General features: G+C 68.2%; 22 protein-coding genes. 13 read left to right on the top strand and 9 right to left on the bottom strand.

From position 1 onward, the window contains the following. Nucleotides 1-4: 4 nt before the first annotated feature. A complete protein-coding gene (locus tag KIP79_RS23680) occupies nucleotides 5-907 on the bottom strand; it encodes an oxamate carbamoyltransferase subunit AllH family protein (protein WP_308169854.1) in 903 nt (300 codons plus the stop codon). A 151-nt stretch (nucleotides 908-1,058) separates the two neighbouring features. On the opposite strand from KIP79_RS23680, the gene KIP79_RS23675 reads away from it, so the two are divergent. The 5 genes from KIP79_RS23675 to cutA all read left to right on the top strand — a co-directional run bounded on the left by KIP79_RS23675 (nucleotide 1,059) and on the right by cutA (nucleotide 7,944). Then, a complete protein-coding gene (locus KIP79_RS23675; protein ID WP_214107096.1) occupies nucleotides 1,059-2,690 on the top strand; it encodes a PucR family transcriptional regulator in 1,632 nt (543 codons plus the stop codon). Nucleotides 2,691-2,846: 156 nt separating this feature from the next. After that, a complete protein-coding gene (locus KIP79_RS23670; protein ID WP_214107095.1) occupies nucleotides 2,847-4,196 on the top strand; it encodes a uracil-xanthine permease family protein in 1,350 nt (449 codons plus the stop codon). A 46-nt stretch (nucleotides 4,197-4,242) separates the two neighbouring features. Continuing rightward, a complete protein-coding gene (locus KIP79_RS49605) occupies nucleotides 4,243-5,094 on the top strand; it encodes an FAD binding domain-containing protein (protein WP_214107094.1) in 852 nt (283 codons plus the stop codon). After that, nucleotides 5,087-5,560, top strand: coding sequence for a (2Fe-2S)-binding protein (locus KIP79_RS23660; protein WP_214107093.1), 474 nt, complete (start codon nucleotides 5,087-5,089; stop codon nucleotides 5,558-5,560). The genes KIP79_RS49605 and KIP79_RS23660 overlap by 8 nt, the downstream gene beginning before the upstream one ends. After that, nucleotides 5,557-7,944, top strand: a complete 2,388-nt coding sequence (gene cutA / locus KIP79_RS23655; protein ID WP_214107092.1) for an aerobic carbon-monoxide dehydrogenase large subunit — start codon at nucleotides 5,557-5,559, stop codon at nucleotides 7,942-7,944. Before KIP79_RS23660 ends, cutA begins: the two co-directional genes overlap by 4 nt. Here cutA and cydB read toward each other — a convergent pair. The 4 genes from cydB to KIP79_RS23635 all read right to left on the bottom strand — a co-directional run bounded on the left by cydB (nucleotide 7,931) and on the right by KIP79_RS23635 (nucleotide 12,182). Then, on the bottom strand, nucleotides 7,931-8,839 hold the full coding sequence (gene cydB / locus KIP79_RS23650; RefSeq protein WP_214107091.1) for a cytochrome d ubiquinol oxidase subunit II: 909 nt from the start codon (nucleotides 8,837-8,839) through the stop codon (nucleotides 7,931-7,933). The two genes, cutA and cydB, sit on opposite strands and share 14 nt — an antisense overlap. 11 nt (nucleotides 8,840-8,850) lie before the next feature. Beyond that, nucleotides 8,851-10,302 (bottom strand): cytochrome ubiquinol oxidase subunit I, encoded by a 1,452-nt coding sequence (locus tag KIP79_RS23645; RefSeq protein ID WP_214107090.1) that lies wholly within the window; start codon nucleotides 10,300-10,302, stop codon nucleotides 8,851-8,853. Nucleotides 10,303-10,640: 338 nt separating this feature from the next. Then, nucleotides 10,641-11,474, bottom strand: coding sequence for a polysaccharide deacetylase family protein (locus tag KIP79_RS23640; RefSeq protein ID WP_250213709.1), 834 nt, complete (start codon nucleotides 11,472-11,474; stop codon nucleotides 10,641-10,643). A 111-nt stretch (nucleotides 11,475-11,585) separates the two neighbouring features. After that, on the bottom strand, nucleotides 11,586-12,182 hold the full coding sequence (locus tag KIP79_RS23635) for a class I SAM-dependent methyltransferase (protein ID WP_214107089.1): 597 nt from the start codon (nucleotides 12,180-12,182) through the stop codon (nucleotides 11,586-11,588). A gap of 315 nt (nucleotides 12,183-12,497) precedes the next feature. On the opposite strand from KIP79_RS23635, the gene KIP79_RS23630 reads away from it, so the two are divergent. The 3 genes from KIP79_RS23630 (at nucleotide 12,498) to KIP79_RS23620 (ending at nucleotide 15,006) form a co-directional block, all read left to right on the top strand. Then, nucleotides 12,498-13,088: an NUDIX domain-containing protein gene (locus tag KIP79_RS23630; protein ID WP_256447437.1), complete on the top strand. Its 591-nt coding sequence runs from the start codon at nucleotides 12,498-12,500 to the stop codon at nucleotides 13,086-13,088. Nucleotides 13,089-13,151: 63 nt separating this feature from the next. Next, the gene (locus KIP79_RS23625; protein ID WP_214107087.1) at nucleotides 13,152-13,736 is read left to right on the top strand and encodes an HIT family protein; all 585 of its coding nucleotides are present in this window, start codon (nucleotides 13,152-13,154) and stop codon (nucleotides 13,734-13,736) included. Between the two features lie 52 nt (nucleotides 13,737-13,788). Further along, on the top strand, nucleotides 13,789-15,006 hold the full coding sequence (locus tag KIP79_RS23620) for a hypothetical protein (protein ID WP_214107086.1): 1,218 nt from the start codon (nucleotides 13,789-13,791) through the stop codon (nucleotides 15,004-15,006). Between the two features lie 10 nt (nucleotides 15,007-15,016). On the opposite strand, the gene KIP79_RS23615 is transcribed toward KIP79_RS23620, so the two are convergent. Both KIP79_RS23615 and KIP79_RS23610 read right to left on the bottom strand, forming a co-directional pair. Further along, nucleotides 15,017-15,961, bottom strand: coding sequence for a sulfotransferase family protein (locus KIP79_RS23615; protein WP_250213708.1), 945 nt, complete (start codon nucleotides 15,959-15,961; stop codon nucleotides 15,017-15,019). A 4-nt stretch (nucleotides 15,962-15,965) separates the two neighbouring features. Next, on the bottom strand, nucleotides 15,966-16,931 hold the full coding sequence (locus KIP79_RS23610) for a DUF4931 domain-containing protein (RefSeq protein ID WP_214107084.1): 966 nt from the start codon (nucleotides 16,929-16,931) through the stop codon (nucleotides 15,966-15,968). A 493-nt stretch (nucleotides 16,932-17,424) separates the two neighbouring features. Between KIP79_RS23610 and KIP79_RS23605 the strand changes: the two genes are divergently transcribed. Then, nucleotides 17,425-17,856, top strand: a complete 432-nt coding sequence (locus KIP79_RS23605) for a DUF1707 SHOCT-like domain-containing protein (RefSeq protein ID WP_214107083.1) — start codon at nucleotides 17,425-17,427, stop codon at nucleotides 17,854-17,856. Here the strand turns inward: KIP79_RS23605 and KIP79_RS23600 are convergent. Both KIP79_RS23600 and KIP79_RS23595 read right to left on the bottom strand, forming a co-directional pair. Then, nucleotides 17,838-18,578: a Crp/Fnr family transcriptional regulator gene (locus KIP79_RS23600; protein ID WP_308169853.1), complete on the bottom strand. Its 741-nt coding sequence runs from the start codon at nucleotides 18,576-18,578 to the stop codon at nucleotides 17,838-17,840. The genes KIP79_RS23605 and KIP79_RS23600 overlap by 19 nt on opposite strands. A gap of 92 nt (nucleotides 18,579-18,670) precedes the next feature. Further along, nucleotides 18,671-19,582, bottom strand: a complete 912-nt coding sequence (locus KIP79_RS23595) for a LysR family transcriptional regulator (RefSeq protein WP_214107081.1) — start codon at nucleotides 19,580-19,582, stop codon at nucleotides 18,671-18,673. Nucleotides 19,583-19,692: 110 nt separating this feature from the next. Between KIP79_RS23595 and KIP79_RS23590 the strand changes: the two genes are divergently transcribed. Genes KIP79_RS23590 through KIP79_RS23575 form a run of 4 tightly spaced genes read left to right on the top strand, consistent with a single transcriptional unit; the run spans nucleotide 19,693 to nucleotide 24,132 of the window. Continuing rightward, nucleotides 19,693-20,571 carry an FAD binding domain-containing protein gene (locus KIP79_RS23590; RefSeq protein ID WP_214107080.1) on the top strand — a complete coding sequence of 293 codons (879 nt, stop codon included), beginning with the start codon at nucleotides 19,693-19,695 and terminating at the stop codon, nucleotides 20,569-20,571. Further along, nucleotides 20,568-21,038 carry a (2Fe-2S)-binding protein gene (locus KIP79_RS23585; RefSeq protein WP_214107079.1) on the top strand — a complete coding sequence of 157 codons (471 nt, stop codon included), beginning with the start codon at nucleotides 20,568-20,570 and terminating at the stop codon, nucleotides 21,036-21,038. The genes KIP79_RS23590 and KIP79_RS23585 overlap by 4 nt, the downstream gene beginning before the upstream one ends. After that, a complete protein-coding gene (locus KIP79_RS23580) occupies nucleotides 21,035-23,404 on the top strand; it encodes an aerobic carbon-monoxide dehydrogenase large subunit (RefSeq protein WP_250213707.1) in 2,370 nt (789 codons plus the stop codon). Before KIP79_RS23585 ends, KIP79_RS23580 begins: the two co-directional genes overlap by 4 nt. Continuing rightward, nucleotides 23,401-24,132, top strand: coding sequence for an XdhC family protein (locus KIP79_RS23575; protein WP_214107078.1), 732 nt, complete (start codon nucleotides 23,401-23,403; stop codon nucleotides 24,130-24,132). The genes KIP79_RS23580 and KIP79_RS23575 overlap by 4 nt, the downstream gene beginning before the upstream one ends. Nucleotides 24,133-24,219: the final 87 nt, after the last annotated feature.

Below are 24,219 nucleotides of genomic sequence, written 5' to 3'. Positions count from 1 at the left end.
GCTCCTAGATGGCGTGGGACAGCTGAAGCACCGCCGCGAGCCCCGTCCGGATCCCCCAGGCGAGGTCGGCCCCGGAAGTATGGCCCAGATGCAGCAGCCGGTGCAGCGACGGCTCCAGCGGCTGCTGCCCGGCCAGCGCCCGCAGCACCGCGAGCACCTCCATACCCGCCTCCCCGCGCGCCGCGCAGTCCAGCAGGGTGGCCGAGATCGGCGTGGTCCTGGTCCGGGAGTCGAAGGTGACCGCCGCGGCCAGCCACCCGGCCAGCCAGACCGCCCGCTCCACCCCGGCCGCCGTGCCCAGCTGGCGGAGCGCCACCAGCAGCCCGGCCAGCATGTCGTCGCCGCTCGGGGTCAGGCCGGGGCCCAGGCCCATCAGCTGCTCGGCCGCGGTGATGCTGTCCACCAGCGAGCCCGACCGGCAGCCCTGGGCGAGCAGTTCGGCCGCGCCGCCGGTCAGGCCGGGACGGCGCGGGGAGGCGTCGCAGATCTCGCCGAGCTGGGCCAGCGAGCGCGCCAGCCGTACCGGATCGGCGGGGGGCAGCGGCGGGGCCGGGTTCCACCAGCGGCGCACCCGGACGGCGATGTCGCCGACCTCGATGGCGCCGTCGCCCACCCAGGCGTCGTCGCCGGCCGAGATGCCGGTCAGCGGCTCGGTGAGCACCACCGCGTTGGGCAGCCGGGTCGCCTCGGCGGTCACCAGCGCGATGACGTGCGGCTCCACCTCGGTCCGCAGCTCCAGGTAGATCGCGGCCGGAAACGCGGCCAGCACCCGTGCGGGCCGGCGTGGCGTCTCCAGCGCCGGGCGGACGGCCATGCTGGCCGCGCCCGGTACGTACGTGCGATCCAGGGTCACTCCGGACGGGCGCGCCGCGGTTCGGCGGGCTCTCGGGCGGATGCCTACGGTCACCAGACCTCCCTCATCCCTGCGACGTTAGAACGAGCCCCCCAGAGGCCGTACGGGGAAAACTGCCAACAGTCCGCCAAATGCTTGGCTCTTCCTGACAGTCGCTCCGTCGGGCACAATCTGCGAGGAGATGCGTTGACCCCCGGAGCAGACGATGACGAGCGATCCCGCCCCCCCGGCCATGCGGCTGGCCAGCACTGGAAAGATCATCCATGGCGTGGCCGTCGGTGAGGTGCTCGGCGTCTCCACCCTCGCGGGGGCCCGCCTGATCGCCGGAAAGGGCGGCCTGGACCGCATCGTGCAGCGCCTCAACGTGATGGAGGTGCCCGACATCCTGGCCTGGGTGAAGCCGAACGAGCTGCTGCTCACCACCGGCTACCCGCTCAGGAACACTCCCCAGTCCCTCGGCCGCCTTGTGGCGGATCTTGACGAACGCGGCCTGTCCGCGCTGGCCATCAAGCTCGGCCGGTACCTGGACGAGCTGCCGGAGGAGATGATCGAGCAGGCCGACCGGCTGAGTTTCCCGCTCATCCTGCTTCCCAACGACGTCGGCTTCGACGACATCCTCAACCAGGTGCTCACCGACATCCTCAACCGGCAGGCCGCCACTCTGGCCAGGGCCGAGGAGGCGCACCGCGCGCTGGTGCAGATCATCCTGGCCGGGGGCGGCATGCGCGAGGTCACCGCCGAGGTGGCCGGGCTGCTGGACGTGGCGGTGGCCGCCGTGGACGTGACCGGCAGCGTGCTGGCCTCCGCCGGGGGAGCCGAGCAGGTGGCCATGCTCCGGGAGGCGTACGTGCTGAGCGGGGCGCTGACCACCCGGGGCGAGCCGTCCCGGGCCGACGCCGACCCGATGGTGGGCGCGGACGGCCACTACGCGGTGGTGCCGATCGTGGCCGGCGGCCACCACCACGGCAGGATCGCCGCCTTCAGCCAGGCCGGCACCCTCAGGGAGAGCGACATCCGCATCCTGGAGCGGGCCGCCACGGTGGCCGCGCTGGTGGTCACCAAGCAGGAGGCGGTGACCGCGGTGGAGAGCAAGTACCGCGCCGACTTCCTGCGGGACGTGCTCACCGGCCGGGGCGGCGGCCGGGTGGCCGAGCGGGCCAAGGCGTTCGGCTGGGACCTGGAACGCCCGGTCTGCGTGCTGGTGGCCGAGCTGGACCCGGAAAGCGACGAGCGCACCGCCCAGGACCGGCTGCTCGCCGCCTGGCAGGGCGCCGTACGGCGGCACGACCCGCGCGGCGCGGTGGCCGGGTTCTCCCACGAGGTGGTGGCCATCGTGGGCGCCGGGGTGGACACGGTACGGCTGGCTTCGGCCGCCTCCGCCGCGTTCGCCGACGCCACCTTCTCCACCGGGATGAGCAGGGTCGCCCCCGGGGCCGAGGTGCTGGCCGACGCGTACGGCCAGGCCCTGAAGGCGGCCAGAGTGGGCCGCCAGCTGCACGGTTCCGGCGCGGTCGCGCACTTCGACCAGCTGGGCGTCTACCGGCTGCTCTCGCTGGTCAACGACACCGCGGAACTGCACGCCTTCGTCCGGGAGACGCTGGGCGCGCTGGCCGGCGACGACGACGCGGAGAACGCCGACCTGCGGCGCACCCTGCACGTCCTGCTGGAGACCAACCTGAACGTGGCCGAGACGGCGCGCCGGCTGCATTTCCACTACAACACGCTGCGGTATCGCATCGGAAAACTGGAACGCATGCTCGGGAATTTCACCGAGGACGCCCATCTGCGCCTGAACCTGACCCTGGCGCTTCATGTTTTGAACATGCGTGGTATATGACCCTGCGGTTTGGCAGATGATGCCCGTGTGCAATGACGATCACGGGCCTAATGTGCCCGCAACGGGCCTGGTAGCAGGCCTGAACAGGGATTTGCCGCGCTGGGATGCCCGCGGGGTGGCCACCGGACGTCGGCCCAGGCAAGTAAAGGGGCTCACATGGCTTTCGGATGGAAGGTACACGGCGAGGGGCGCGGGCTGGCCCCGGGCGAGGTCGTCAAGCCGGACGAGCGTCTCTCCTGGCCGCGCATGGTCGGTTTCGGCGCCCAGCACGTCATCGCGATGTTCGGCGCCACGTTCGTCTTCCCGGTGGTCATGGGGCTGGACCCGAACGTGGCCGTGATGATGTCGGGTGTCGCCACGATCCTGTTCCTGCTCATCGTGCAGGGCAAGGTGCCCAGCTACCTGGGTACCTCGGCGTCGTTCGTGGGTGGCGTGGTGGCCATCCGGGCCGTCACCGACTCCAACGCGGTCGTCACGGGCGCCATCCTGGTGGCCGGTGTGGTGCTGGCGCTGTGCGGCGTGGCCATCCACTACCTCGGGGTCCAGATCATCCACCGGATCTTCCCGCCGGTGGTGACCGGCGCGGTGGTCATGCTCATCGGCTTCGGCCTGGCGTACGTGGTGGCCGACATCTACTGGCCGCAGGATCAGTGGATCGCGCTGATCACCATGATCGTCACCTTCCTGGTGATCGCCCTGTTCAAGGGTTTCCTCGGCCGGATCGGCATCCTGCTCGGCCTGGTCGCCGGCTTCCTGCTGTCCTGGCTGGCCGACAAGGTGTTCGGGAACATCACCGCGTTCAACGCCGCCACCCAGCAGGTGGACACCCACCCCCGGGTGAGCTTCGACGCGATCTCCTCGGCCGACTGGTTCGGGCTGCCCGACTTCCACGCGCCCAGCTTCCAGGTCTCGGCCATCGTCCTGGTGCTGCCCGCCGTGATCGCGCTGATCGCGGAGAACGTCGGCCACGTCAAGGCGGTCGGCGAGATGACCAAGACCGACGTGGACCCCTACATCGGCCGGGCCATCATCGGCGACGGCGTCGGCACCGTGATCACCTCGGCCGTCGGCGGCTCGCCCACCACCACGTACGCGGAGAACATCGGCGTCATGGCGGCCACCCGGGTCTACTCCACGGCCGCCTACTACATCGCGGGCGTGATCGCCATCCTGATCGGCCTGGTGCCCAAGTTCGGCGCGCTGGTCTACGCCATCCCCGGCGGCGTGCTCGGCGGCGTGACCGTCATCCTGTACGGCATGATCGGCCTGCTGGGCGCGAAGATCTGGGTGGAGAACAAGGTGAACTTCGCCGATCCCGTGAACATGCTTCCGATCGGAGCGGGCATCATCCTGGCCATCGGGCCGGTGACCCACTCGATCACCGACGACTTCTCGCTGGCGGGCATCGCCCTCGGCACCATCGTGGTGCTCGGCGGCTACCACCTGCTCCGAGCGCTGTCCGGCCCGGCCCCGGCGGAGGTGTCCAACTCCAATTCCGCCGGTTGACCCGGTCCGTCATCTGAACGTCATCCGATCGGAGTAGAACGACTTCGTGAAACCTCCGCCGTTCGACTATCACGCGCCCGTCTCGGTCGCCGAGGCCGTCGAGGTCCTCGCCGAGGCGGGCGCGCACGGAAAGGTGCTGGCCGGCGGCCAGAGCCTGATCCCCATGCTCAACATGCGCCTGGCCGCCCCGGCCCACCTGGTGGACATCAACCGGGTGGCCGGGCTCGGCGAGATCTCGGCGGGCCCCGACGGGGTCCGGGTCGGGGCGCTGGCCCGCCACTCCCAGGTGGAGCGTTCCCCCGACGCCTGCGGCACGCTGCCGCTGCTCCGGCAGGCGCTCAAACTGGTCGCGCACCCGGTGATCCGCAACCGCGGCACCGTCGTCGGCAGCCTGGTGCACGCCGACCCCTCCGCCGAACTGCCCGCCGTGCTCGCCCTGCTCGGCGGTTCGGTACGGCTGGCCTCGCGCGGCGGAGAGCGCGAGGTGGCGGCGGCCGACTTCTTCACCGGCCCGCTGGAATCGGCGACCCGGCCCGGCGAACTGGCCGTCTCGGCGTTCTTCCCGGCCTGGCCTGGCGGCACCGCCTTCGTCGAGGTGGCCAGGCGGCACGGGGACTTCGCCATGGCCGGGGTGGCCGCCGCCGTCCGGCTCGACGACGACCTGCGCGTGGCCGAGGCCCGGGTGGCCTGCATCAGCGTCGGGCCCGCCCCGGTGGTGGTGGATCTCACCGCCGCCTGCGGCAACCGGCCGGTGGCCTCGATGGACTGGCGGGCGGTGGTGTCGGCCGTACAGGAGAGGATCGAACCGGAGGCGGACATCCACGCCACGGCGGAGTACCGGCGGCACCTGACCGGGGTGCTGGTGGAGCGAGCGGTGAGGGCGGCGGCCGATGCATGACATCACCCTGGTGGTCAACGGGGTTCCCCGCGAGGTGCGGGTGCCGGCGCGGCGGTTGCTGTCGGACTGCCTGCGCCACGATCTCGGGCTGACCGGCACCCACGTCGGCTGCGAGCACGGCGTCTGCGGGGCCTGCACGGTGCTGCTGGACGGGGAGCCCATCCGGTCCTGCCTGACCTTCGCGGTCACCGTGTCCGGGCGGGAGATCACCACCGTGGAGGGGCTCGGCGCGGACGGTCCATCGCCGGTGCAGCGGGCCTTCGCCGAATGCCACGGCCTCCAGTGCGGCTTCTGCACCCCCGGGTTCCTCTGCACCACCACCGCGTTCCTGCGGGACAACCCGGCGCCCACCGACGAGGAGGTGCTGGAGGGCATCTCCGGCAACCTCTGCCGGTGCACCGGCTACCAGAACATCATCAAGTCCGTGCACCGCGCGGCTGAGCTGCTCGCCGAGGAGTCGTCGTGACCACCAAACTGTTCGGCGAACCGGTCCGGCGGCGCGAGGACGCCCGGCTGATCGCCGGACAGGGGCGCTACCTGGACGATCTCGGGCAGCACGCGCTGGCCGCGGCCTTCGTGCGCTCCCCGCACGCGCACGCCCGGATCACCGGCATCAACGTGGACGCCGCGCTTGAGGTGGACGGCCTGGTCGCCATCTACACCTGGGAGGACCTGCCGCCGGGGGTGGCCGAGCCGCTCCCGCTGCTGATCCCGCACCCCGCGCTCACCCACGGCCGGACCGCCTACCCGCTGGCCCGCGACATCGTCCGGCACGTCGGCGAGCCCATCGTCATGGTGGTCGCCGTCGACCGGTACGTCGCCGAGGACGTCTGCGACCTGATCGAGGTCTCCTATGAGTTCCTCAAGCCGGTCGTCGGGGTCGAGGCGGCCGTCTCCGGCGCCCATCTGGTCCACGAGGACGTGCCGGACAACATCGGCGCCCACCTGGTCCAGGAGGTCGCGGCCAAGGACGGCAGGAGCGCCGCCGAGGCCATCGCCGCCGCGCCGCACACGCTCTCCTTCCGGCTCGACATCGAGCGCAGCGCCTGCATGCCGCTGGAGGGCAAGGGCGTGTACGCGCGCTGGGACGCCGACGACCAGTCGCTGCGGGTGTACTCCTCCACCCAGACCTCCACCAGCGTGCGCATGGCGCTGGCCGCCAAGCTGGGCATCCCGCTGCCCAAGGTGGAGGTGATCGCGCCCGACGTCGGGGGCGGCTTCGGGGTCAAGATCGTGCACCCGTGGCCGGAGGAGGTGCTGGTGCCGTGGGCCGCCCGGCTGCTGAACCGGGAGCTGAAGTGGACCGAGGACCGGCGGGAGCACTTCATCAGCAGCGCCCACGAGCGGGCCCAGGTGCAGCACGTCAAGGTCGGGTTCGACGACGAGGGCCGGGTGCTGGGGCTGTCGGTGGAGATCCTGCACGACCACGGGGCCTACACGCCCTACGGCATCATCGTGCCGATCATCACCTCCACCCAGCTGCTCGGGCCGTACAAGATCGGGGCCTACCGGGTCGAGTTCTCCTCGGTCTACACCAACACCGTGCAGGTCACCCCGTACCGGGGGGCCGGGCGCCCGCAGGGCGTGTTCTGCATGGAACGCACGATGGACAAGATCGCCGCCTTCCTGGGCAAGGACAGGACCGACGTCCGCGCCGCCAACTTCATCCAGCCCGACGAGTTCCCGTACGACCAGGGGATGATCTTCCAGGACGGCCGCCCCCTCATCTACGACAGCGGCGACTACCCCGAATCCCTCCGGAAACTGAAGGAACTCATCGGGTGGGACGAGTTCCCCGCCCTCCAGGAGGTCGCCCGCGCCGAGGGCCGCCGCATCGGCATCGGCATCGGCTGCTACGTGGAAGGCACCGGCGTCGGCCCCTACGAGGGCGGCCACGTGCAGATCACCTCGGACGGCCGGGTGCACGTCTCCACCGGCCTCACCTCCCAGGGCCAGGGCCACGAGACCGTGTTCGCCCAGATCGCCGCCACCGAACTCGGCGTGCCCATCGAACGCGTCTCCGTGGTCACCGGCGACACCCGCCGCTTCGGCTACGCCGTCGGCACCTTCGCCTCACGCGCCGCCGTGATGAGCGGCAACGCCATCGCGCTGGCCTGCCGCAAGGTCCGCGAAAAGGCCCTGCGGGTGGCCGCCGACGCCCTCGAAGCCGACCCGCGCGACCTGGAGATCACCGACGGCATGGTCCACGTGGTCGGCTCCCCCTCCGCCGCCATCCCCCTGGCCACCGTCGCCGTGCTCTCCAACCCCCTGCGCTACGCCTTCGACGAGGAGGCCAAACGCGCCACCCAGTTCGCCGGCAGCGCCGACATGAACCGCCCCCCGGTCGCCGAGGGCGAGGAACCCGGCCTGGAGGGCAAGGACTACTACTCCCCGATCCGCTCCACCTTCGCCTCCGGCATGCACGCCGCCATCGTGGAGACCGACCCCGACACCGCCGAGATCCGCATCCTCAGGTACGCCGTCGTCCACGACTGCGGCAAGATGATCAACCCCATGCTGGTGGAGGGCCAGATCCACGGCGGCGTCGCCCAGGGCGTCGGCGGCGCCCTCTACGAGAAGATGGCCTACGACGACCACGGCCAGCTCCTGAACGCCTCCTTCATGGACTTCCTCATGCCGTACGCCACCGAGATCCCCCGCATCGAGACCGACCACCTGGAAACCCCCTCACCCCTGAACCCGCTGGGCATCAAGGGCGCGGGGGAGGCCGGGGTGATCCCGGTCGCGTCGGTGATCGCCGGGGCGATCGAGAACGCCGAGGGTTTCCCCATCGACCGCATGCCGATCTCCCCGTCCGAACTGCACGAGCTCCGCGTCAGACCCGCGTGAGGCGCTTGCGGAACACCCAGTAGGTCCAGGCCTGGTACGCGACGACCCCCGGCAGCGCGATCAGCCCGATCCAGGTGAGCACGGTCAGCGTGTACGGCGCCGAGGCCATCTCGGCCACCGTCAGCCCCGGCAGCGGGGCCGGGTAGAGCGCGCCGAACAGGGTGGCCGTGCTCAGCGCGATCGCGGTGGCGGTGGCGGTGAAGGCCCAGCCCTCGCGGCGGCGCCAGATCAGGGCGACCCCGGCCGCCAGGGTGGCCATGGCGCCGGTCGAGGCCACCCAGAGCACGGGCGAGTCCGTGCCGGAGGGGAGCGAGGACAGGACGGCGATGGCGACCGGGATCACGCCCACCGAGGCGAGCAGCGCGGCCAGGCGGGCGCGGGCGCGGACCGCCCCCTCGGTCTTGAGGGCGAGGAAGACGGCGCCGTGCAGGGTGGCCAGGGCGAGCGAGAACGCGCCGCCCAGGACGGTGGCCAGGGCGCTGCCGAAGAGCAGGTTGGCGAAGATGGCGCCCCACAGGAAGGCGACCAGGACGCTGCCGGTGACGATCCCGGCGTCGCAGAGCGCCACCTCGCGGCCGGGGCGGACCTTGCCGCGCCACTCCAGGCCGACGCCGCGGACGATCAGACCGGCCACGATCAGCACCATGGCCAGGTAGAACTCGCTGAGGAAGCCGGAGTACCAGGCGGGGAAGGCGGCGAACATGGCGCCGATGGCGGTGATGAGCCAGACCTCGTTGCCGTCCCAGACGGGGCCGATGGTGGAGATCACCTGGCGGCGTTCCGCCTGGGTGCGGGAGAGCACGGGCAGCAGCGCGCCGACGCCGAAGTCGAATCCCTCCAGGACGAAGTAGCCCGTCCAGAGGAACGCGATGACGATGAACCAGAAGGTGGTCATGGCGGGATTCCTCAGTACATCAGGGTCGGCCGGGACTCGGCGTGGGCCGGTCGCGGGATCAGGACGGTCTGGTCGTCGTCCGGGGCGGGGGCGGTGGGGGCGGGCAGTTCGGGGCCCGCCTTCACGTGCCGGACGAACAGGCCGATCTCGGCCAGGGCCAGCAGGCCGTACAGGACGGTGAAGATGGCCAGGGAGATGGCCACCTCGGTGAGGCTGACGCCGGGGGAGACGCTGGCGGCGGTGAGCAGCTCGCCCTGGACGGTCCAGGGCTGGCGGCCGATCTCGGAGAGCAGCCAGCCGGCGATCATCGCCAGGATCGGCATCGGCAGGGCCAGCACGCACACCTTGGCGAACCAGGTCGGCACGCCCCTGGCCCGGCGCCCCCGGCCACGGGTCAGCCACAGGCCCAGGACGGCCAGGCCGATGGCGGCCGAGCCGAGGCCGACCATGACCCGGAAGGACCAGAAGACCACCTGCTGGTTCGGCGTGTAGTCGCCGGGGCCGAACTCGGCCTGGAAGCGCTGCTGGAGGTCGTCCACGCCCTGGATGGTGGCGCTCGGGTCGTGCGCGGCCAGCAGGCTCAGCATGTTGGGGATCTCGATGCCGGGGACCACCGAGAAGGGCGCGCCCTGGGTGTCCTGGCGCAGGCCCTCGGCGGCGGCCAGCTTCATCGGCTGCTGCTCGTGGAGGAGCTGCCCGGACAGGTCCCCGCTGCCCGCGACCACCGCCCCCGCGATGGCGGTCATGACCAGCGCGCCCTTGAGGCTCGTCCGCCACATGCTCCCTGCTTGGGGGGCGCGGGCGAAGTCGGCGCGGCGGGGGAGCAGGCCCTTGGACCCGCGCTCCCGCAGGATCCGGTAGCCGCTGACGGCCACCACGAACACCCCGGCGACCACGAACGAGGCCGCCACGACGTGCGGCACCTGGGCGAGCGCGGTCGAGTTGGTGAGCACCGCCCACAGGTCGGTCATCCTGGCCTTGCCGTCCACCACCTCGTACCCGACCGGATGCTTCATCCAGGCGTTGGCCGCCAGGATGAAGTACGCCGACAGGTTGGACCCGATCACCGCCGCCCACAGGCAGGCCAGGTGGACCCGCTTGGGCAGCCGGTCCCACCCGAAGATCCACAGTCCGAGGAAGGTCGACTCCAGGAAGAAGGCGAGCAGCGCCTCCATGGCCAGCGGGGCCCCGAAGACGTCCCCGACGAAGACGGAGTACTCACTCCAGTTCATCCCGAACTGGAACTCCTGCACGATGCCCGTGACCACCCCCATCGCGAAGTTGATCAGGAACAGCTTGCCGAAGAACTTGGTCAGAGTGAGGTAGTGCTCCTTGCCCGTGCGGTGCCAGGCGGTCTGCAGCCCTGCCACAAAAACGCCCAGACCAATAGTCAGGGGTACAAAAAGGAAGTGGTACACGGTGGTAATGCCAAACTGCCACCGCGCCAGATCAAGTGCGTCCATCTCCCCCTCCGGGAGGCCGGAGCTCTACGGGCCGTAGTTCTACTACCAGTAGTACTACGACCCGTAGAGCAAATGAGGGTCAGGTGCCTGCGATCTTCGTCACACATGACAATCCGCGTACCCAGGATCCAGGGCACCCTCCCGCACCCGAATCCCGGCACCAAACCCCGTACGTAGCCGAGGATGCCGGGTGCCGTGTCCCGGTTTCCAGGGACCGCCGCCCCGACTTCCTGGGCGTCCTTACGGGACCAATAATGGGCAAATCCCCTACGCGGGGGCGTCCCTCGTAGGGGTGATTCGCAGGTACGCCTCCCGGCTGACCGCGGGCCGGGCCCGGCTCACCGCATCGCGGCGGCCAGGTACGCCTCCAGGTTGCCCAGCTCGAACCCCCGACGGCGGATCTTGTTCACCAGCACCCGGAAATCCCGGGACAGGTTGGGCCGGAAGTGCAGCAGCAGAATGTCCCCCGGGCGGAGCTTCTTGTCCGGCGTCTGGTAGGCGATCTTCCCGCCCGGCTGCACGCTCGCCGTCCAGAGCAGCACGGCCTTGATCCCGCACGCCTTGGCCGCCCGCAGGGTGTCGGTGTTGTAGTTCCCGAAAGGCGGCCGGAAGAGCGTCGGCCGTACCCCCACCTGGCGCTTGATCACGGTGGAGGCCCCGCAGATCTCCGCCTTCTGCCCGTCGTACCCCAGGGTGCGCAGGTTCGGATGGCTCAGCGTGTGGTTCTCCACCGGCACCCCCAGCTCCTTGAAGTACGGCCAGCCCCCCGCCCCCAGAAACCGCCCGTTCTCCGCCGACCTGTCGATCGGCCCCTTCGCCTCCACCGCGTCCCTGGTCGCGAACACCGTGATCGGCACCCGCTTCCCGCGCACCTGCCGGGCGAACCCCGGATCCTGCTCCCACCCGTCGTCGATGGTCAGGAACACCACCTTCCGCGTCGTGGAGATGGAACTGATCACCGGCGGCAACTGCCCCTTGTCCACCTTCCCGACCTCCCCCGCGATCGGCAGCACCCCCACCGGCCCCGTCGGCGACGGACTGGGCGCCGGGCTCACCGGCGGCGCCACCGTCGAGGTCCCCTGAACCTGCTCCGGCCCCGCCGCCTCCTCGGTGCTCGTGACCCCCGCCGAACACCCCGCCGCCATCACCACGACAGCCCCACGAGCCGTCATCCGCCTCAACATCCCCGAGATCATGGCGCTTAGTATGACGCCGTAGCACACCCCACCGGGGCCAGGCACCAGATGAAGCTGAAGCAGCGTGCCCCTTCTATCTTGCTTGGATCAACCGGTGGCACGGCGAAAGCCCATGGCGCTCCACCGAATATGGGCACGATCCAGAAGATCGCCTCTTTGCGCGTAACCCACCAGCCGTAAACCGTTGTCGTGGGCCAATGTGATGGTTTCCTCATCGGAGATATGAAACATACAGCGACGGGCCGGAAGTGGACCGTGCCGTAGCGTGAGAATGACGACACCTTCGGCGGCGGTGAGGGCGGCGACTCGCCGCATGGCCGGGAGGCGATCAGCCGGAGGAAGATGCATCCAGACCGCTGACATCATGACGAGATCGAACGATTGGTCACGGAGGACCGCCAGATGTGGCAGGGCGTCGTCAATCCAGGTAATCGGCTGATCAGCATGCCTGAGCTTGGCTAATTCCCTGAGCTCGGCAGTTGGCTCGACGGCCACGACATCATGGCCCCGGGCGCAAAGCGCGGCTGCGTCACGGCCCGAACCTGCTCCTATGTCGAGCACACGACTGAGGTCTTCCGGCACGAGGTGGAGCACGTCACGATGGACATCCTCGTATCGGAGCTTCTCGTATCGATCAGCGAGCTGAGCCGCGTCAGGACCGTATCCAGTCGTACCCTCACGCATGCAGCCAATGATAGCCATGCCTAAAGAGCCGCCCGCTCTCTCGCGGTCCTTAGGCAACATGAACATAAAAAGGTACAGACAGGTAGGTATCACCGGCGGCGTGGCATGGGCGAAAGTGGGAAGATTATTTCCGTCCAGCGAAAGCGTCGTGATGGGGAGTAGTGGCACACGCTAGAGGATCAGTGACCAGGTGCTGCGACGTGCTGGCGAATCGTTAGGCACCATGCCATAATCCGAGTGGGCAAGGAGATTGTTCGCTACTCTAGCGTGCCAGACCAGTCGGGCCGTTAAGAACGGTGGGAAGGGTTCCTTGCAATGGTGCAACAATTCGCCCAAAAGGCTTTTATTGTGCGAGGCGACCATATACTTATGGTCCGGAAGTCGAGCGAGGACCCCCATAACCCACTACGGTGGGAGGTGCCCGGCGGTCGCATGCTGTTCGGCGAAGACATCGACGACCATATCAAACGTGAAGTATTTGAAGAAACCGGCATTGGTGTAAATCCCGGAAAGCCGTTTCATGTATGGCAATGGGTCATGCACGGCCCTGGAGAGCCGCCCGATCAGGGAACCCAAGTCGTGGCGTTAGCGCGAAAATGCAGCCCAACATCGTTCCAGATTAGTACGGACGGGCGCGACGAGAGCGATCACCTTGACCTGGCGAAATGGATTCCCATCGAAAAACTGCTGAGTCTGGATCTCATCCCCTCCCTCCGCCCCGCCGCTGAGATCTTCTTCAGCAACTGGGAGAAAAGCCAGCACGTACATCCAGTAAGACGGCTACGGGTATGGTTTGGCAGTCTGTCCGGACTGTCGCGTCGCACTGCCGGAATCTCAGCGGGGAAACGGCCGCGGCGATCGGGAGGCCCGAAGAAGTCCTCCGCGTCGAGCATTCAGGAAGTATAGCCGCTCAGCCCGCTACGCGATCATATTCGAAAACGGAGACGGGACGTTCGCATGAGTTGTTTCATGTGCAAGGTCGCTGCACAGGCGGACGATGTCCCCTGGTACGACCGGCCCGTTCGGGTGAATCCGCATGGTGACTTTGCCATTATCGGCACGGGCGCGGTCGCTCCAGGGTACGTCTTGATATGTACTGCAGAGCATGTTTCATCCCTTACCCGGTTGGACAAAGACAGGCGTGAAGAGCTCCTGGGATTCGTTGACGAGGTCACCCGGGCCCTTGAGACGCACTTTGGCCCGGTGATCTTCTTCGAGCACAGTGGTGGTCCCCGCTCCATGCCCGGGTCGTCATGCATCGAACACGCCCACCTGCATCTGTGGGCCGTCGGGGATAGGGTGACGCTTTCGCTGGCGCCACCCTATCAGTTATTCGCGACTCTCCGTGACTTCCTGGCGCACTACGATGCTGAGCGGCCATATCTGATGTGCTCGCGGCACGGCTCCATTCTGGTCGCACCTGACCCGGGGACGTCTCAGTTCTTTCGCCGTCAGGTGGCAGCTCAACTCGGGGAACAGCAAGCATGGGATTATGCCGCTGCCCCATTTTGGCAAAATATGCGCATAACCTATGACACCTTGGTCGGTTCATAGATATGGGGCCATGAACTAGATGACTGTCGATAAGGGGCGCCTCCGTGAATGCATGGAGGTGATACGGAACAAATTCCAGCATGACTGCACGGTGGGAGTAAGGATTCAACACCTTCCTCCCGGATTATTCGCATCAAGCCAGTATTTCGACTTTCCGGATCGCCCGCACCGGGGACTGCACGGGACGGCTGCCGCGCTGCGGGTGCTGGCGGCGGAAGCCCGTGACGACGACCGGTCCAGGGAGGTCGCTGTGGGGCTGGTCAAATATCTGGCGCAGCGGCCGGCGGTCGAGCGGGCGATCGAGAGGGACAAGCCGCGGCTGGGCACCCTCGAAAAACGATTACTTCAGGAACAGCAGAACACTGTAAAACAGGCAGAAATCCTCTACGCGCTGAGTTTCGTTTCCACCGGCCTGGCGTCCTGTGATCAATTGCGATATGAGATCGCCGAGCGGATTATGACTGGGCTGGTTGTCGGCAGCAGCGGCTGGGGCGTCACACTGAACTCGGGGGCCGTCATCAGTGAGTTGGCCACCGCCCACGTGCTGAGGGCGCTGAGCGCCAACGGCTTTCCCGTTTCCGCCAGTATCCACGAAGAGCTTCGAGGCCGCCTGCTGGCCAGGGCCAGGTCGAGTGGCGGTACGGTCGACGAGGTCTATGTCAGTACGTTCGTGCTTCAGGTTCTCATTGAGACGAGTCTCATCCAGCGAAGCGAGGCCGTCCTGGTCTTCGACTACCTGTGGCTGAGGCTCAAGGACAAACTCGCCGAGCCCAGAGAATCGAGTATCGATCTTCTGGGGGATCACGATCGGGACTTTGTCCGAGTTCCCTGGCAGATCCATCTGATCGCCGACGCCTGGTTGGTGCGGCCAATAAGGCGCTACCTCGCCTCGAGTACGCAGGCTGCTCTCAACCAGATCGTTAGTGGTGTCCTCGGCGAAGGATTTCGCTACCCGGATTCCGGTCCATACGTGTCGACTCGCACCTACGGTTACATCTATGGAATGCTGTCGATAATTGGAAGTCACGGGAATGTGGTCGGGCGTGGCGATCTGACTTGGGGAAGCACCCTGATCTCAGCCCTGGGAGTCGTGAGAAAGCGCCATCGCGTGATTCAGGGGACGCTCTGGGCGGGTGCGGTCACGGTGGTCGCCGCAGCAACGTTGATCTGGATGCGATCCGACGACTTTTCGATCGGTGACCTGGCCGCGAACTTTGTGGCCGGGGGTGTCATCGCCCTTATGGCATGGACCACGCGTCGTCTCCGCTAGCGGGATCGGCTCAGTGGTCTGGTGTCAACCGCTTAAGTTCGGCGAGAAATTCAAGTCGGCGGCCGTGTTCCTTCTCGACTTCGGGATCGAGACTTCGCAGGTGAATGTTCTGCAGTTCACGGTTCCGTGCTTCGGCTTCGGCCAGCATCTCTTCGGGTCGACTCATTGCGCTGCCAACGTAGAGCGGCTGATATCCATAGGTAGTCATAAGGTCGGCTGTGACTTCTTCCACTTGTTTGACAAAGTCTCTGACGGAGGCGGCTGTGTGGGCGCCCACGTGGGAACTCGATAATGGTTTCGCCAGATTGACCCAGATCGGCGAGAGCCTTGACGCGATCAGTGCTTCTGAGCTCCGGTGGAAGTCGAAGATCGACTCCTGAAAATCAAGCCCGAGTTGCTGGCACAGACCACGCATGGTGTCGTGGGGATACCGCACCAGGTCCTCATAGCGGATGGTCGACCAGTGGATTTCAGGGTGCCCCTGGCGAAGAGCCTCTGCCTGGACTTGGTCTCGCTTCCAGTTAAACCCAGCGATGCATGGATGTTTTGGTCCTATCGGAGCTTTTCGGAAGGATAGCGCAACGTCTCTAGGGTCGCGTACTATATGTATGACTTTGACTGTGGGGCTGGCCCTGACAATTTGGTCGAAGTAATATAGGTTCTCCAGGCATTTATTCACCCATACTTCGCGTGAGAGTGTTTCCGTGCAACAGTCGTAGCAGGCGATCACCGCGCCGGCCAGGCTGTCATGCCGCATAGCGTCCACTATCCTGCGGGGCGAGTAGGCGCCTTCCGGCCAGGAAAGGACATTGAGGTCGATCAGGCGGGTCATGTCCATGGCGAGATCGCGGCGGTCCAGCTCACCGTGTTTTGTGTATCGAGGCAGGAGCTTCTGAAACTCTTTGAGTTTGTGAACTGAGGGTGGTGCGGCCACCCCATCGAGCCTGCCGAGCATGAGCCTAAGGAGATTCGACCCCGAGCGTTGGGTGCCGATCATCTGTATTCTGCTTACGATCATGATGGAGACTTTTCCTCAAGATGTTGGCGGCACGGGCGGGTTCCAATGGGTTGAGATAAATGCCCGCGCCAAGTTCCATCGCGCCCGGCCTTTTCAGAGTGCCGTCGGGCTTGTGCAACGGAACTATTTCGATGCGCAGGTGCTGGGCGGCATCTGCATCTTTTGTCGACTGCATGATGTTCAGTAGATACGGTGGCATTTCCCCGGTCGCACGCGAGCAGAGGAGCAGGGCTGTTTTGATCTCGAAGGCGAGTGCTTCGCGTTCTTCGTTCCGTAGTTCGCTCAGGTATCCGACATGGCGGACAGGTGTCACGGCCATTTCAAAGGGGAGGCGGGCCCATGGGGATATCTGGAGTCTCGCCAGGGAGGAATCCTGGATGAGCAGGTGTTCCGCATCGGGCCAGGAGCAGATGGGGCAGCCGGAGTCGTCGATCCACATCCTTCGAGGGGTGAAATCAAGACCGACGATCTGACCATGGGGGTGGGCTACCGTGGGCCCGAACTCGTCGCCGTGTGATTCGAACGCGTAGACGGCTCGAATACGAGAGTCCCGCATCATCTCCTTGGTTCGTTTACCGACCAGGGACAACATCTCGTGTATGACGCGAACGCTTTGATCGACCAGTCGTCCGTAATGATTTGATGTGTAGAGCAGAACCTGGTGGTCACCATAGGGGCCATCTGCGTAGGCTGGGCCCTTCGAGGTGACCACGGGATGCTTGCTTGGGAGCGTTACGACCTCGTAGTCTCGGGGGAGTTCTGCAGATCCTGGACAGAATGGGCAGTGGATTCCTGGTTCATCCTTTTTGGTCCGGTCTATTTGTGCTCGCACATCGAGCCGATTCGGCAGAATTATTGTCCACTCGTCCTCGACCGGGCTCCATATCGCGCGGGCCGAGCTCCTCATCGGACCACCTTTCGCCGCTGCGATCGACATTCTATTTTCTCGGTCGGCACATGCCTAGTGCTCATTCGGGAGTTGTAGATGCGTTGCTTCCCGCCTGCTGCCGTGTCGTCCGTAGGGCTGGAACCGTGAGCGGGCAGAGTCCGAGCAATAGGGTTCCCGTGAATTCCAGTACGGTGATGGTTGGAGTTCCTAGAGTTCCGGGCTGCGTACGAGTGCGAGGACGACGATCTGCCGGTAGCCAGACGGTGATGTGCTGTCGTTCCGGAGCCGGGCGATCCGCCTTGCCGATCACGTCCCGGCTCGTCCGAGCATCTTTCCAACTCGTTTAGGGAGCGCTACTCCACCCATTGTCGGAGACCACCCGCCCTCAGCCAGACGGTGAACGGCACGCGGACCGGGCCGCCTGGGGGCTCGATCCGCCCGCGACCCGGAGGTGTAGATCGCCGTTGTACTTGCTGTACGTTGGGCGATCTGGTGCGGGGAAAGGTCAATCTTGGACAACAAGCGTGTTTCGCCTGCCGAGCGGGACCAGGTGCGCGCCATCCTCCAGGAGCACTTCGTGGCGGGACGACTGGAATGGGCTGACCTGGCGGCCCGCATCGCCGCCTCCGACGGGGCCAGAACGCGCCGCGACCTGGAGAGGCTGGTCACCGACCTGCCCCCGATCCCGGGGATGGCCCTGACGTCCGGCGAGGACCATTCCGCCGGCAAGATCCGGCGTGGGCCCTCGGAGGCCGATGTCGAGCGCTCCCTGAAGATCGCCTTATACCTGTTCCTGCCGTTGGTCATCCTTGTCTACGGAGTCGCCCTGCTCGGGGTGACCGTGTCGCACTGGCTCACTCACGCCACCCCTGCCGCCCGACTGCTCGCCCTCGCCTGCCTGGTCACGGTCATCGCCGGGACGGTCTACCTGCTCATGTGGTGATCCGCGTAGGCGGAGAGCGCGGGCAGGGCCAGGACGGTGATCCGCCGGTAGCGGACCGAGATGAGGCCCTCGTCCCGGAGGCGGGCCACCGCCTTGCCGATCGCGTCCCGGCCGGCTCCGATCAGTTTTCCCAGCTCGTCGTGGGAGAGCCGGACGCCCAGGTCGTGGCCCGCGCTGGTGCGGTACCCGTGCCGGGCGGTCAGCACGCTGAGCGCGCGGGCCAGCCGCGCCAGGACGGGGTACCCGGCGAACTCCAGGCGGCGGTCGTTGGCCCAGACCAGCCGATCGGCCACCATGCCGCCCACGGCGGGCCAGGCCTCCTCGTGCCGGGCCAGGAAGCCCAGGAACTCCCCGCCGGAGATCACCCGTGCGCGGACGGGTGAGCAGGTGGTCACCGTGGCCGTGCGGGCGACCCCGCGCAGCAGGGTCATCTCGCCCACCACGTCCCCCGACACCGTGATGTCCAGCAGGCTCTCCGCGCCGTTGGCCAGCCGCGCGCTCACCTTCACGCAGGCCGACGCCCCGGCCCGTACGGAGGTGAGCAGGTAGACGTGCATGCCCGGCTCGCCCTGCCGGATCAGCACCCGGCCAGGACCGAACGCGCGCGGCGAACCCAGATCCAGCAGATCCGCCCGCGCCCGCGCCCCGAGCCGGGCCAGCAGCGTCCCCGCCGGCCAGGCCACGCCGTCGCGCGGGGACCCGGCGGAAAGGTCGACGTTCACAGCGGAACCTCCTCGGCCTCGGCTCCACCCGAGTGTGCATCGGCAGGTCCGGACGGATCCCATACAACGATTGCTTCGCCCGCCGCCGCGCGTCACTTGCTCCAGATGGACACGTGTACGGCCGGGCGGAACCGGGCGCGCGGGACCCCGGCCCCGGGGGAGTGCATCAGCTGGGTGGCGGTCGGGGTGCTGAGGAAGTCCAGGAAGGTCCCGGCCAAGGGGGAGCGGCTGGTGGGGTCCAGGGCGGTGGCGTACCAGGTCAGATCGACGGGGGTGGCCGGGGTTTCGACGACGGTGAGGTCGCCGCGGCGGAGGTGGCGGGTGGCCAGGTGGCCGATGGCGGGGGCGATGCCGTCGCCGGCCGTGGCGGCGTCCCAGGTGGCCGCCTGGCTGGGGAAGACGCGGATGCGGGACTCCGGGACGCGCAGGCGGCGGAGCAGGTGGCTGACGTCGCTGGCCGGATCCTCGATGGACGGGTCGACCAGCCAGGTGTCCCGGGAGCCGGTGGGGGAGCCGACCGCGAGCAGACGGCAGCGGAGCACGGGCTGACTGGTCAGGCGTTCGCCGGTGACCCTGGGGCCGAGGGCCACGTCGGCCACCCGGCTGGTGAGCAGGAGCGGGATCTCCTCGGTGACGGCCTCGCCGCAGGTGGTCTCCATCGCGCGGCGGCGGCCGAAGACGTCGGTGAGGGAGGAGGCCACGAACTCGGCGATGGCGCCGGTGGCCACCAGGTGCAGGCGGTCGGCGCGGACCGTGCGGACGGCGGACTCCGCCTCGGCGCCGAGCGCGACCATCTGGGCGGCGATGGAGAAGAGCCGCCTGCCCCCCTCGGTGAGGGTCATCCGGTCCCCGGAGCGCACCACCAGCGGGTCGCCCATGTGCACCCGGAGGGCGCCCAGCGCCTGCGAGATGGCCGGTTCGCTGACCCCGAGCGCCTTGGCCGCCGCCTTGACCGAGCCGAGCCTGCCCACGAACACGAAGGCGCTGAGCTGGGTCAGGGTCACCTGTTCTTTCTAGACCGCTCTCGGTCATTAATGAACCCCTTATTTCCGCATTGTTGCGGTGGCACCGGGCGGGGTGAGGTGGGGGTAGCGCAGTCGACGAGGAGGTTGGCATGCAGGTTCCCGCCAGTTTCGAGTTCGAGCGGGCCGAGAGCGTGGGGCACGCGCTGGAGTTGCTGGAGCGGTACGGACCCGAGGCCCGGCTGGTGGCGGGCGGGCACAGCCTGATCCCGATGATGAAGCTCCGGCTGGCCCAGCCGGACGCCCTGATCGACATCAACGGGCTGGCGGAGCTGAGCCACCTCGCGGTGGCGGGGGACACGCTGGTGATCGGCGCCCTGGTACGGCACGCCGCCCTCCTCGCCGACCCCGACGTAGGCCGATATTTCCCGATATTTCATGAAGCGGAGCGGGTGATCGCGGATCCCGTGGTGCGGAACCGGGGCACCGTCGGCGGGTCGCTCTGCCAGGCCGACCCGTCCGAGGATCTCTCGGCGGCGTTCGCGGCCGTCCGGGCCGATGCCGTGATCGCGGGGCCGGGCGGCAGCCGTACCGTGTCCATCCGGGACTTCCACGTCGGGCCGTACGAGACGGTGGTCGAACCCGGGGAGATCCTGACCGAGCTCCGGGTGCCCATCAGGCCGGGGGCGGGCAGCGCGTACGTCAAGGTGGAGCGCAGGGTGGGGGACTGGCCGGTGGCCGCCGCCGGGGCCTACCTGCGGCTGGGGCCCGGCGGGGTGATCGCCGAGGCGGGGCTGGGGCTGACCGCCGTGGGCGCCGAGCACTTCACCGCGCCCGAGGCCGAGGCGTACCTGATCGGAAAGGAACCGGGCGAGGCGGTCCTGCGCGAGGCGGGCAGGATCGCCGCCGAAAGCTGCGAGCCGCAGGCCGACCAGCGCGGCCCGGTCGACTACAAACGCCACCTGGCCGGAGAACTCACCTTCCGGGCGCTGAGCCGCGCCGCCGCCCGAGCCGACGGGAGCCAGTCATGAGGATCAGCGTCACCGTGAACGGCCAGACCCACGTGCGCGACGTGGAACCGCGCCTGCTGCTGGTGCACTTCCTCCGCGACGAGCTCGGCCTGACCGGCACCCACTGGGGCTGCGACACCTCCAACTGCGGGGTGTGCGTGGTGCAGTTGGACGGCGTGCCGGTCAAGTCGTGCACCGTGCTGGCGGTGATGGCCGACGGGCACGAGGTGACCACGGTGGAGGGCCTGGAGAAGGACGGCGAGCTCGACCCCGTGCAGCAGGGCTTCGTGCAGTGCCACGGACTGCAGTGCGGGTTCTGCACCCCCGGCATGCTGATGACCGCCCGCTGGCTGCTCGACCGCAACCCCGACCCGGACGAGGGCGAGATCCGGGAGGCCATCTCGGGGCAGCTCTGCCGGTGCACCGGCTACGAGAACATCGTGCGCTCGGTCCGCTGGGCGGCGGAGAACCAGGAGGCGAAGGCATGAGCACCCCGATGGGCTTCGGCCGCATGCACCGCAAGGAGGACGCCCGGTTCATCCGGGGCCGCGGCGGCTACGTGGACGACGTGCAGCTGCCCGGCATGCTCTACGGGGCCGTCCTGCGCAGCCCGCACGCGCACGCCTGGATCCGCTCCGTGGACACCGCCGCCGCCGAGGCGCACCCCAAGGTCCGGGCGGTCATCACCGGCGCCACCCTGGCCGGGCTCAACCTGGACTGGATGCCCACGCTCTCGGCCGACACCCAGGCGGTGCTGGCCACCGACAAGGTCAGGTTCCAGGGCCAGGAGGTCGCCTTCGTGGTGGCCGAGGACCGGTACTCGGCGCGCGACGCCCTGGAGCTCATCGACGTCGACTACGAGCCGCTGGATCCGGTGATCGACGCTAGGACGGCGCTGGACGAGGGCGCCCCCGTCATCCGGGACGACCAGGAGGGCCGTACCGACAACCGGATCTTCGACTGGGAGGCCGGGGACCGGGCCGCCGCCGACGCCGTCTTCGCCCGGGCCGAAGTCACGGTGAGCCAGGACATGCTCTACCCGCGGGTGCACCCCGCGCCGCTGGAGACCTGCGGCGCGGTGGCCGACTTCGACAAGGTCACCGGCAAGCTGACCGTCTGGTGCCCCACCCAGGCCCCGCACGCCCACCGCACCCTGTACGCGATGGTGGCCGGCCTCCCCGAACACAAGATCCGCGTCATCAGCCCCGACATCGGCGGCGGCTTCGGCGGAAAAGTCGGGATATATCCAGGATATGTCTGCGCGATTGTCGGGTCGATCGTCACCGGCAGGCCGGTCAAGTGGATGGAGGACCGGTCCGAGAACCTGATGAGCACCGCCTTCGCCCGCGACTACCACATGCGCGGCGAGGTGGCCGCCACCCGCGACGGCCGCATCCAGGCCATCCGCGTCAAGGTCCTGGCCGACCACGGCGCCTTCAACGGCACCGCCCAGCCCAGCAAGTTCCCGGCCGGGTTCTTCCACGTCTTCACCGGCTCCTACGACATCCAGGCCGCGCACTGCGAGGTCACCGGCGTCTACACCAACAAGGCACCGGGCGGCGTCGCCTACGCCTGCTCCTTCCGCATCACCGAGGCCGTCTACCTGGTCGAACGCATGATCGACGTACTGGCCGCGGAACTGGGCGCCGATCCCGCGGAACTGCGCATGAAGAACCTGCTCCGCCCCGAGCAGTTCCCCTACACCACCCCCACCGGCTGGGAGTACGACTCCGGGGACTACCAGAAGACCCTCCAGCTGGCCATGGACATGGCCGGTTACGACGCCCTCCGCCGCGAGCAGGCCGAGAAAAGGGCACGCGGCGAGCCGATGGGCATCGGCATCAGCTTCTTCACCGAGGCCGTCGGCGCGGGGCCGCGCAAGCACATGGACATCCTCGGCCTCGGCATGGCCGACGGCGCCGAGCTCCGGGTGCACCCGACCGGCAAGGCCGTGCTCCGGGTCTCCTGCCAGACCCAGGGCCAGGGCCACGAGACCACCTTCGCCCAGATCGTCGCCGCCGAACTCGGCATCTCTCCGGACGACGTGGAGGTGGTGCACGGCGACACCGACCAGACCCCGTTCGGGCTCGGCACGTACGGCTCCCGCAGCACGCCCGTCTCCGGCGCCGCCACCGCGATGGTCGCCCGCAAGGTCAGGGAACGCGCCCGCCAGGTGGCCTCGGCCATGCTGGAAGCCTCCCCGCAGGACCTGGAATGGTCGGTCGGCGAGTCCGGCGGCGCCTGGACGGTGGCGGGCACCGGGGCGAGCAGGACCATCCAGGAGATCGCCCTGGCCGCCCACTCCAACCTGGAACTCCCCGACGGCGTGGAGGGCCACCTGGACGCCACCTGCGTCTACAACCCGCCCAACCTCACCTACCCCTTCGGCGCCTACATCTGCGTGGTGGACGTGGACCCCGGCACCGGCCAGGTCAAGGTCCGCCGCTTCGTCGCCGTGGACGACTGCGGGAACCGGATCAACCCGATGATCGTCGAAGGCCAGGTGCACGGCGGCCTCGCCGACGGGGTCGGCATGGCGCTCATGCAGCTGATGGCCTTCGACGAGGAGGGCAACCACCTCGGCGCCTCCTTCATGGACTACCTGCTGCCGACCGCCCTGGAGTGCCCGTCCTGGGAGCTCGGCGAGACCGTCACCCCCTCCCCGCACCACCCCATCGGCGCCAAGGGCGTCGGCGAGTCGGCCACCGTGGGCTCGCCGGCCGCCGTGGTCAACGCGGTGATCGACGCCCTCGCCCCGTACGGCGTGCGCCACGCCGACATGCCGCTCACCCCGGCCGCCGTCTGGCGGGCCATCCAGGGCGACCCGATCCGGACCGACCTGGCCATCACATGAGTGAGTTCCTCGGCATGCCCTCCCGGCGCCCCGGCGGCCCCCCGCCGGGCCGGGAGCAGGCGTTGCGCGCGCGGCGTCAGCCGTACGTGGTGGCGACCGTGGTACGGGCGGCCCGGCCGACCAGCGCCAAGGCCGGGGACCGGGCGCTGGTGTTCCCCGACGGGACCATCGAGGGGTTCGTCGGGGGGCACTGCGCGCTGGCCACCGTCCGCACCCAGAGCCTGCGCTCGCTCGCCGAGGGCCGCTCCACGCTGCTGCGCATCACCCCCGAGGCGGCGGAGCCGTACGAGGAGGAGGGGCTGGTGGCGGTCGGGCAACCCTGCCTGTCCGGCGGGACCCTGGAGATCTTCCTGGAGGCGGTGATCCCGCCCATGCTCGTCCTGGTGTACGGCCAGGGCCCGATCGCCCACGCCCTGCACACCCTGGGCACCGCCCTCGGCTACGAGATCGAGCGCACCGAGGACCCCCAGGTCACCCTGGCCCCGGACACCGCCGCCGTGATCGTGGCCTCACACGGGATCGCGGAAACCCCCGTCCTCCAACACGCCATTTCCGGAAATATCCCTTACATCGGGTTGGTGGCCAGCCGGCGGCGGGGGAACGCGGTGCTGGCCGGGATCGAGGGCGGCGAGCGCGTGCACACCCCGGCCGGGCTCGACCTGAAGGCCCGCACGCCCGCCGAGATCGCGCTCACCGTCTACGCCGAGATGCTCGCCGTCCGCGCCTGAAAGCATGTGAAAATCTGCAAGCCCGTCTTGACCGGTGGGGGCAGATCTTGCCGTTATCGTCGCTCCTCTAGATTCTCTAGTGTGCTC

This window comes from Acrocarpospora catenulata (assembly GCF_018476525.1).
In the GTDB taxonomy this organism is placed as follows: Bacteria; Actinomycetota; Actinomycetes; order Streptosporangiales; family Streptosporangiaceae; genus Acrocarpospora; species Acrocarpospora catenulata.
Note: the sequence above shows the minus strand (reverse complement) of the source record. Positions and strands in the feature narration are given on the sequence as shown.

What these genes read in the sequence shown, in the direction of transcription:
- KIP79_RS23675 (WP_214107096.1), top strand. Translation starts at nt 1,059, where the DNA reads ATGACGAGCGATCCCGCCCCCCCGGCCATGCGGCTGGCCAGCACTGGA.
- KIP79_RS23670 (WP_214107095.1), top strand. Translation starts at nt 2,847, where the DNA reads ATGGCTTTCGGATGGAAGGTACACGGCGAGGGGCGCGGGCTGGCCCCG.
- KIP79_RS23660 (WP_214107093.1), top strand. Translation starts at nt 5,087, where the DNA reads ATGCATGACATCACCCTGGTGGTCAACGGGGTTCCCCGCGAGGTGCGG.
- cydB (WP_214107091.1), bottom strand. Translation starts at nt 8,839, where the DNA reads ATGACCACCTTCTGGTTCATCGTCATCGCGTTCCTCTGGACGGGCTAC.
- KIP79_RS23645 (WP_214107090.1), bottom strand. Translation starts at nt 10,302, where the DNA reads ATGGACGCACTTGATCTGGCGCGGTGGCAGTTTGGCATTACCACCGTG.
- KIP79_RS23640 (WP_250213709.1), bottom strand. Translation starts at nt 11,474, where the DNA reads ATGACGGCTCGTGGGGCTGTCGTGGTGATGGCGGCGGGGTGTTCGGCG.
- KIP79_RS23635 (WP_214107089.1), bottom strand. Translation starts at nt 12,182, where the DNA reads ATGCGTGAGGGTACGACTGGATACGGTCCTGACGCGGCTCAGCTCGCT.
- KIP79_RS23630 (WP_256447437.1), top strand. Translation starts at nt 12,498, where the DNA reads ATGGTGCAACAATTCGCCCAAAAGGCTTTTATTGTGCGAGGCGACCAT.
- KIP79_RS23625 (WP_214107087.1), top strand. Translation starts at nt 13,152, where the DNA reads ATGTGCAAGGTCGCTGCACAGGCGGACGATGTCCCCTGGTACGACCGG.
- KIP79_RS23620 (WP_214107086.1), top strand. Translation starts at nt 13,789, where the DNA reads ATGGAGGTGATACGGAACAAATTCCAGCATGACTGCACGGTGGGAGTA.
- KIP79_RS23615 (WP_250213708.1), bottom strand. Translation starts at nt 15,961, where the DNA reads ATGCTCGGCAGGCTCGATGGGGTGGCCGCACCACCCTCAGTTCACAAA.
- KIP79_RS23610 (WP_214107084.1), bottom strand. Translation starts at nt 16,931, where the DNA reads ATGAGGAGCTCGGCCCGCGCGATATGGAGCCCGGTCGAGGACGAGTGG.
- KIP79_RS23590 (WP_214107080.1), top strand. Translation starts at nt 19,693, where the DNA reads ATGCAGGTTCCCGCCAGTTTCGAGTTCGAGCGGGCCGAGAGCGTGGGG.
- KIP79_RS23585 (WP_214107079.1), top strand. Translation starts at nt 20,568, where the DNA reads ATGAGGATCAGCGTCACCGTGAACGGCCAGACCCACGTGCGCGACGTG.
- KIP79_RS23580 (WP_250213707.1), top strand. Translation starts at nt 21,035, where the DNA reads ATGAGCACCCCGATGGGCTTCGGCCGCATGCACCGCAAGGAGGACGCC.
- KIP79_RS23575 (WP_214107078.1), top strand. Translation starts at nt 23,401, where the DNA reads ATGAGTGAGTTCCTCGGCATGCCCTCCCGGCGCCCCGGCGGCCCCCCG.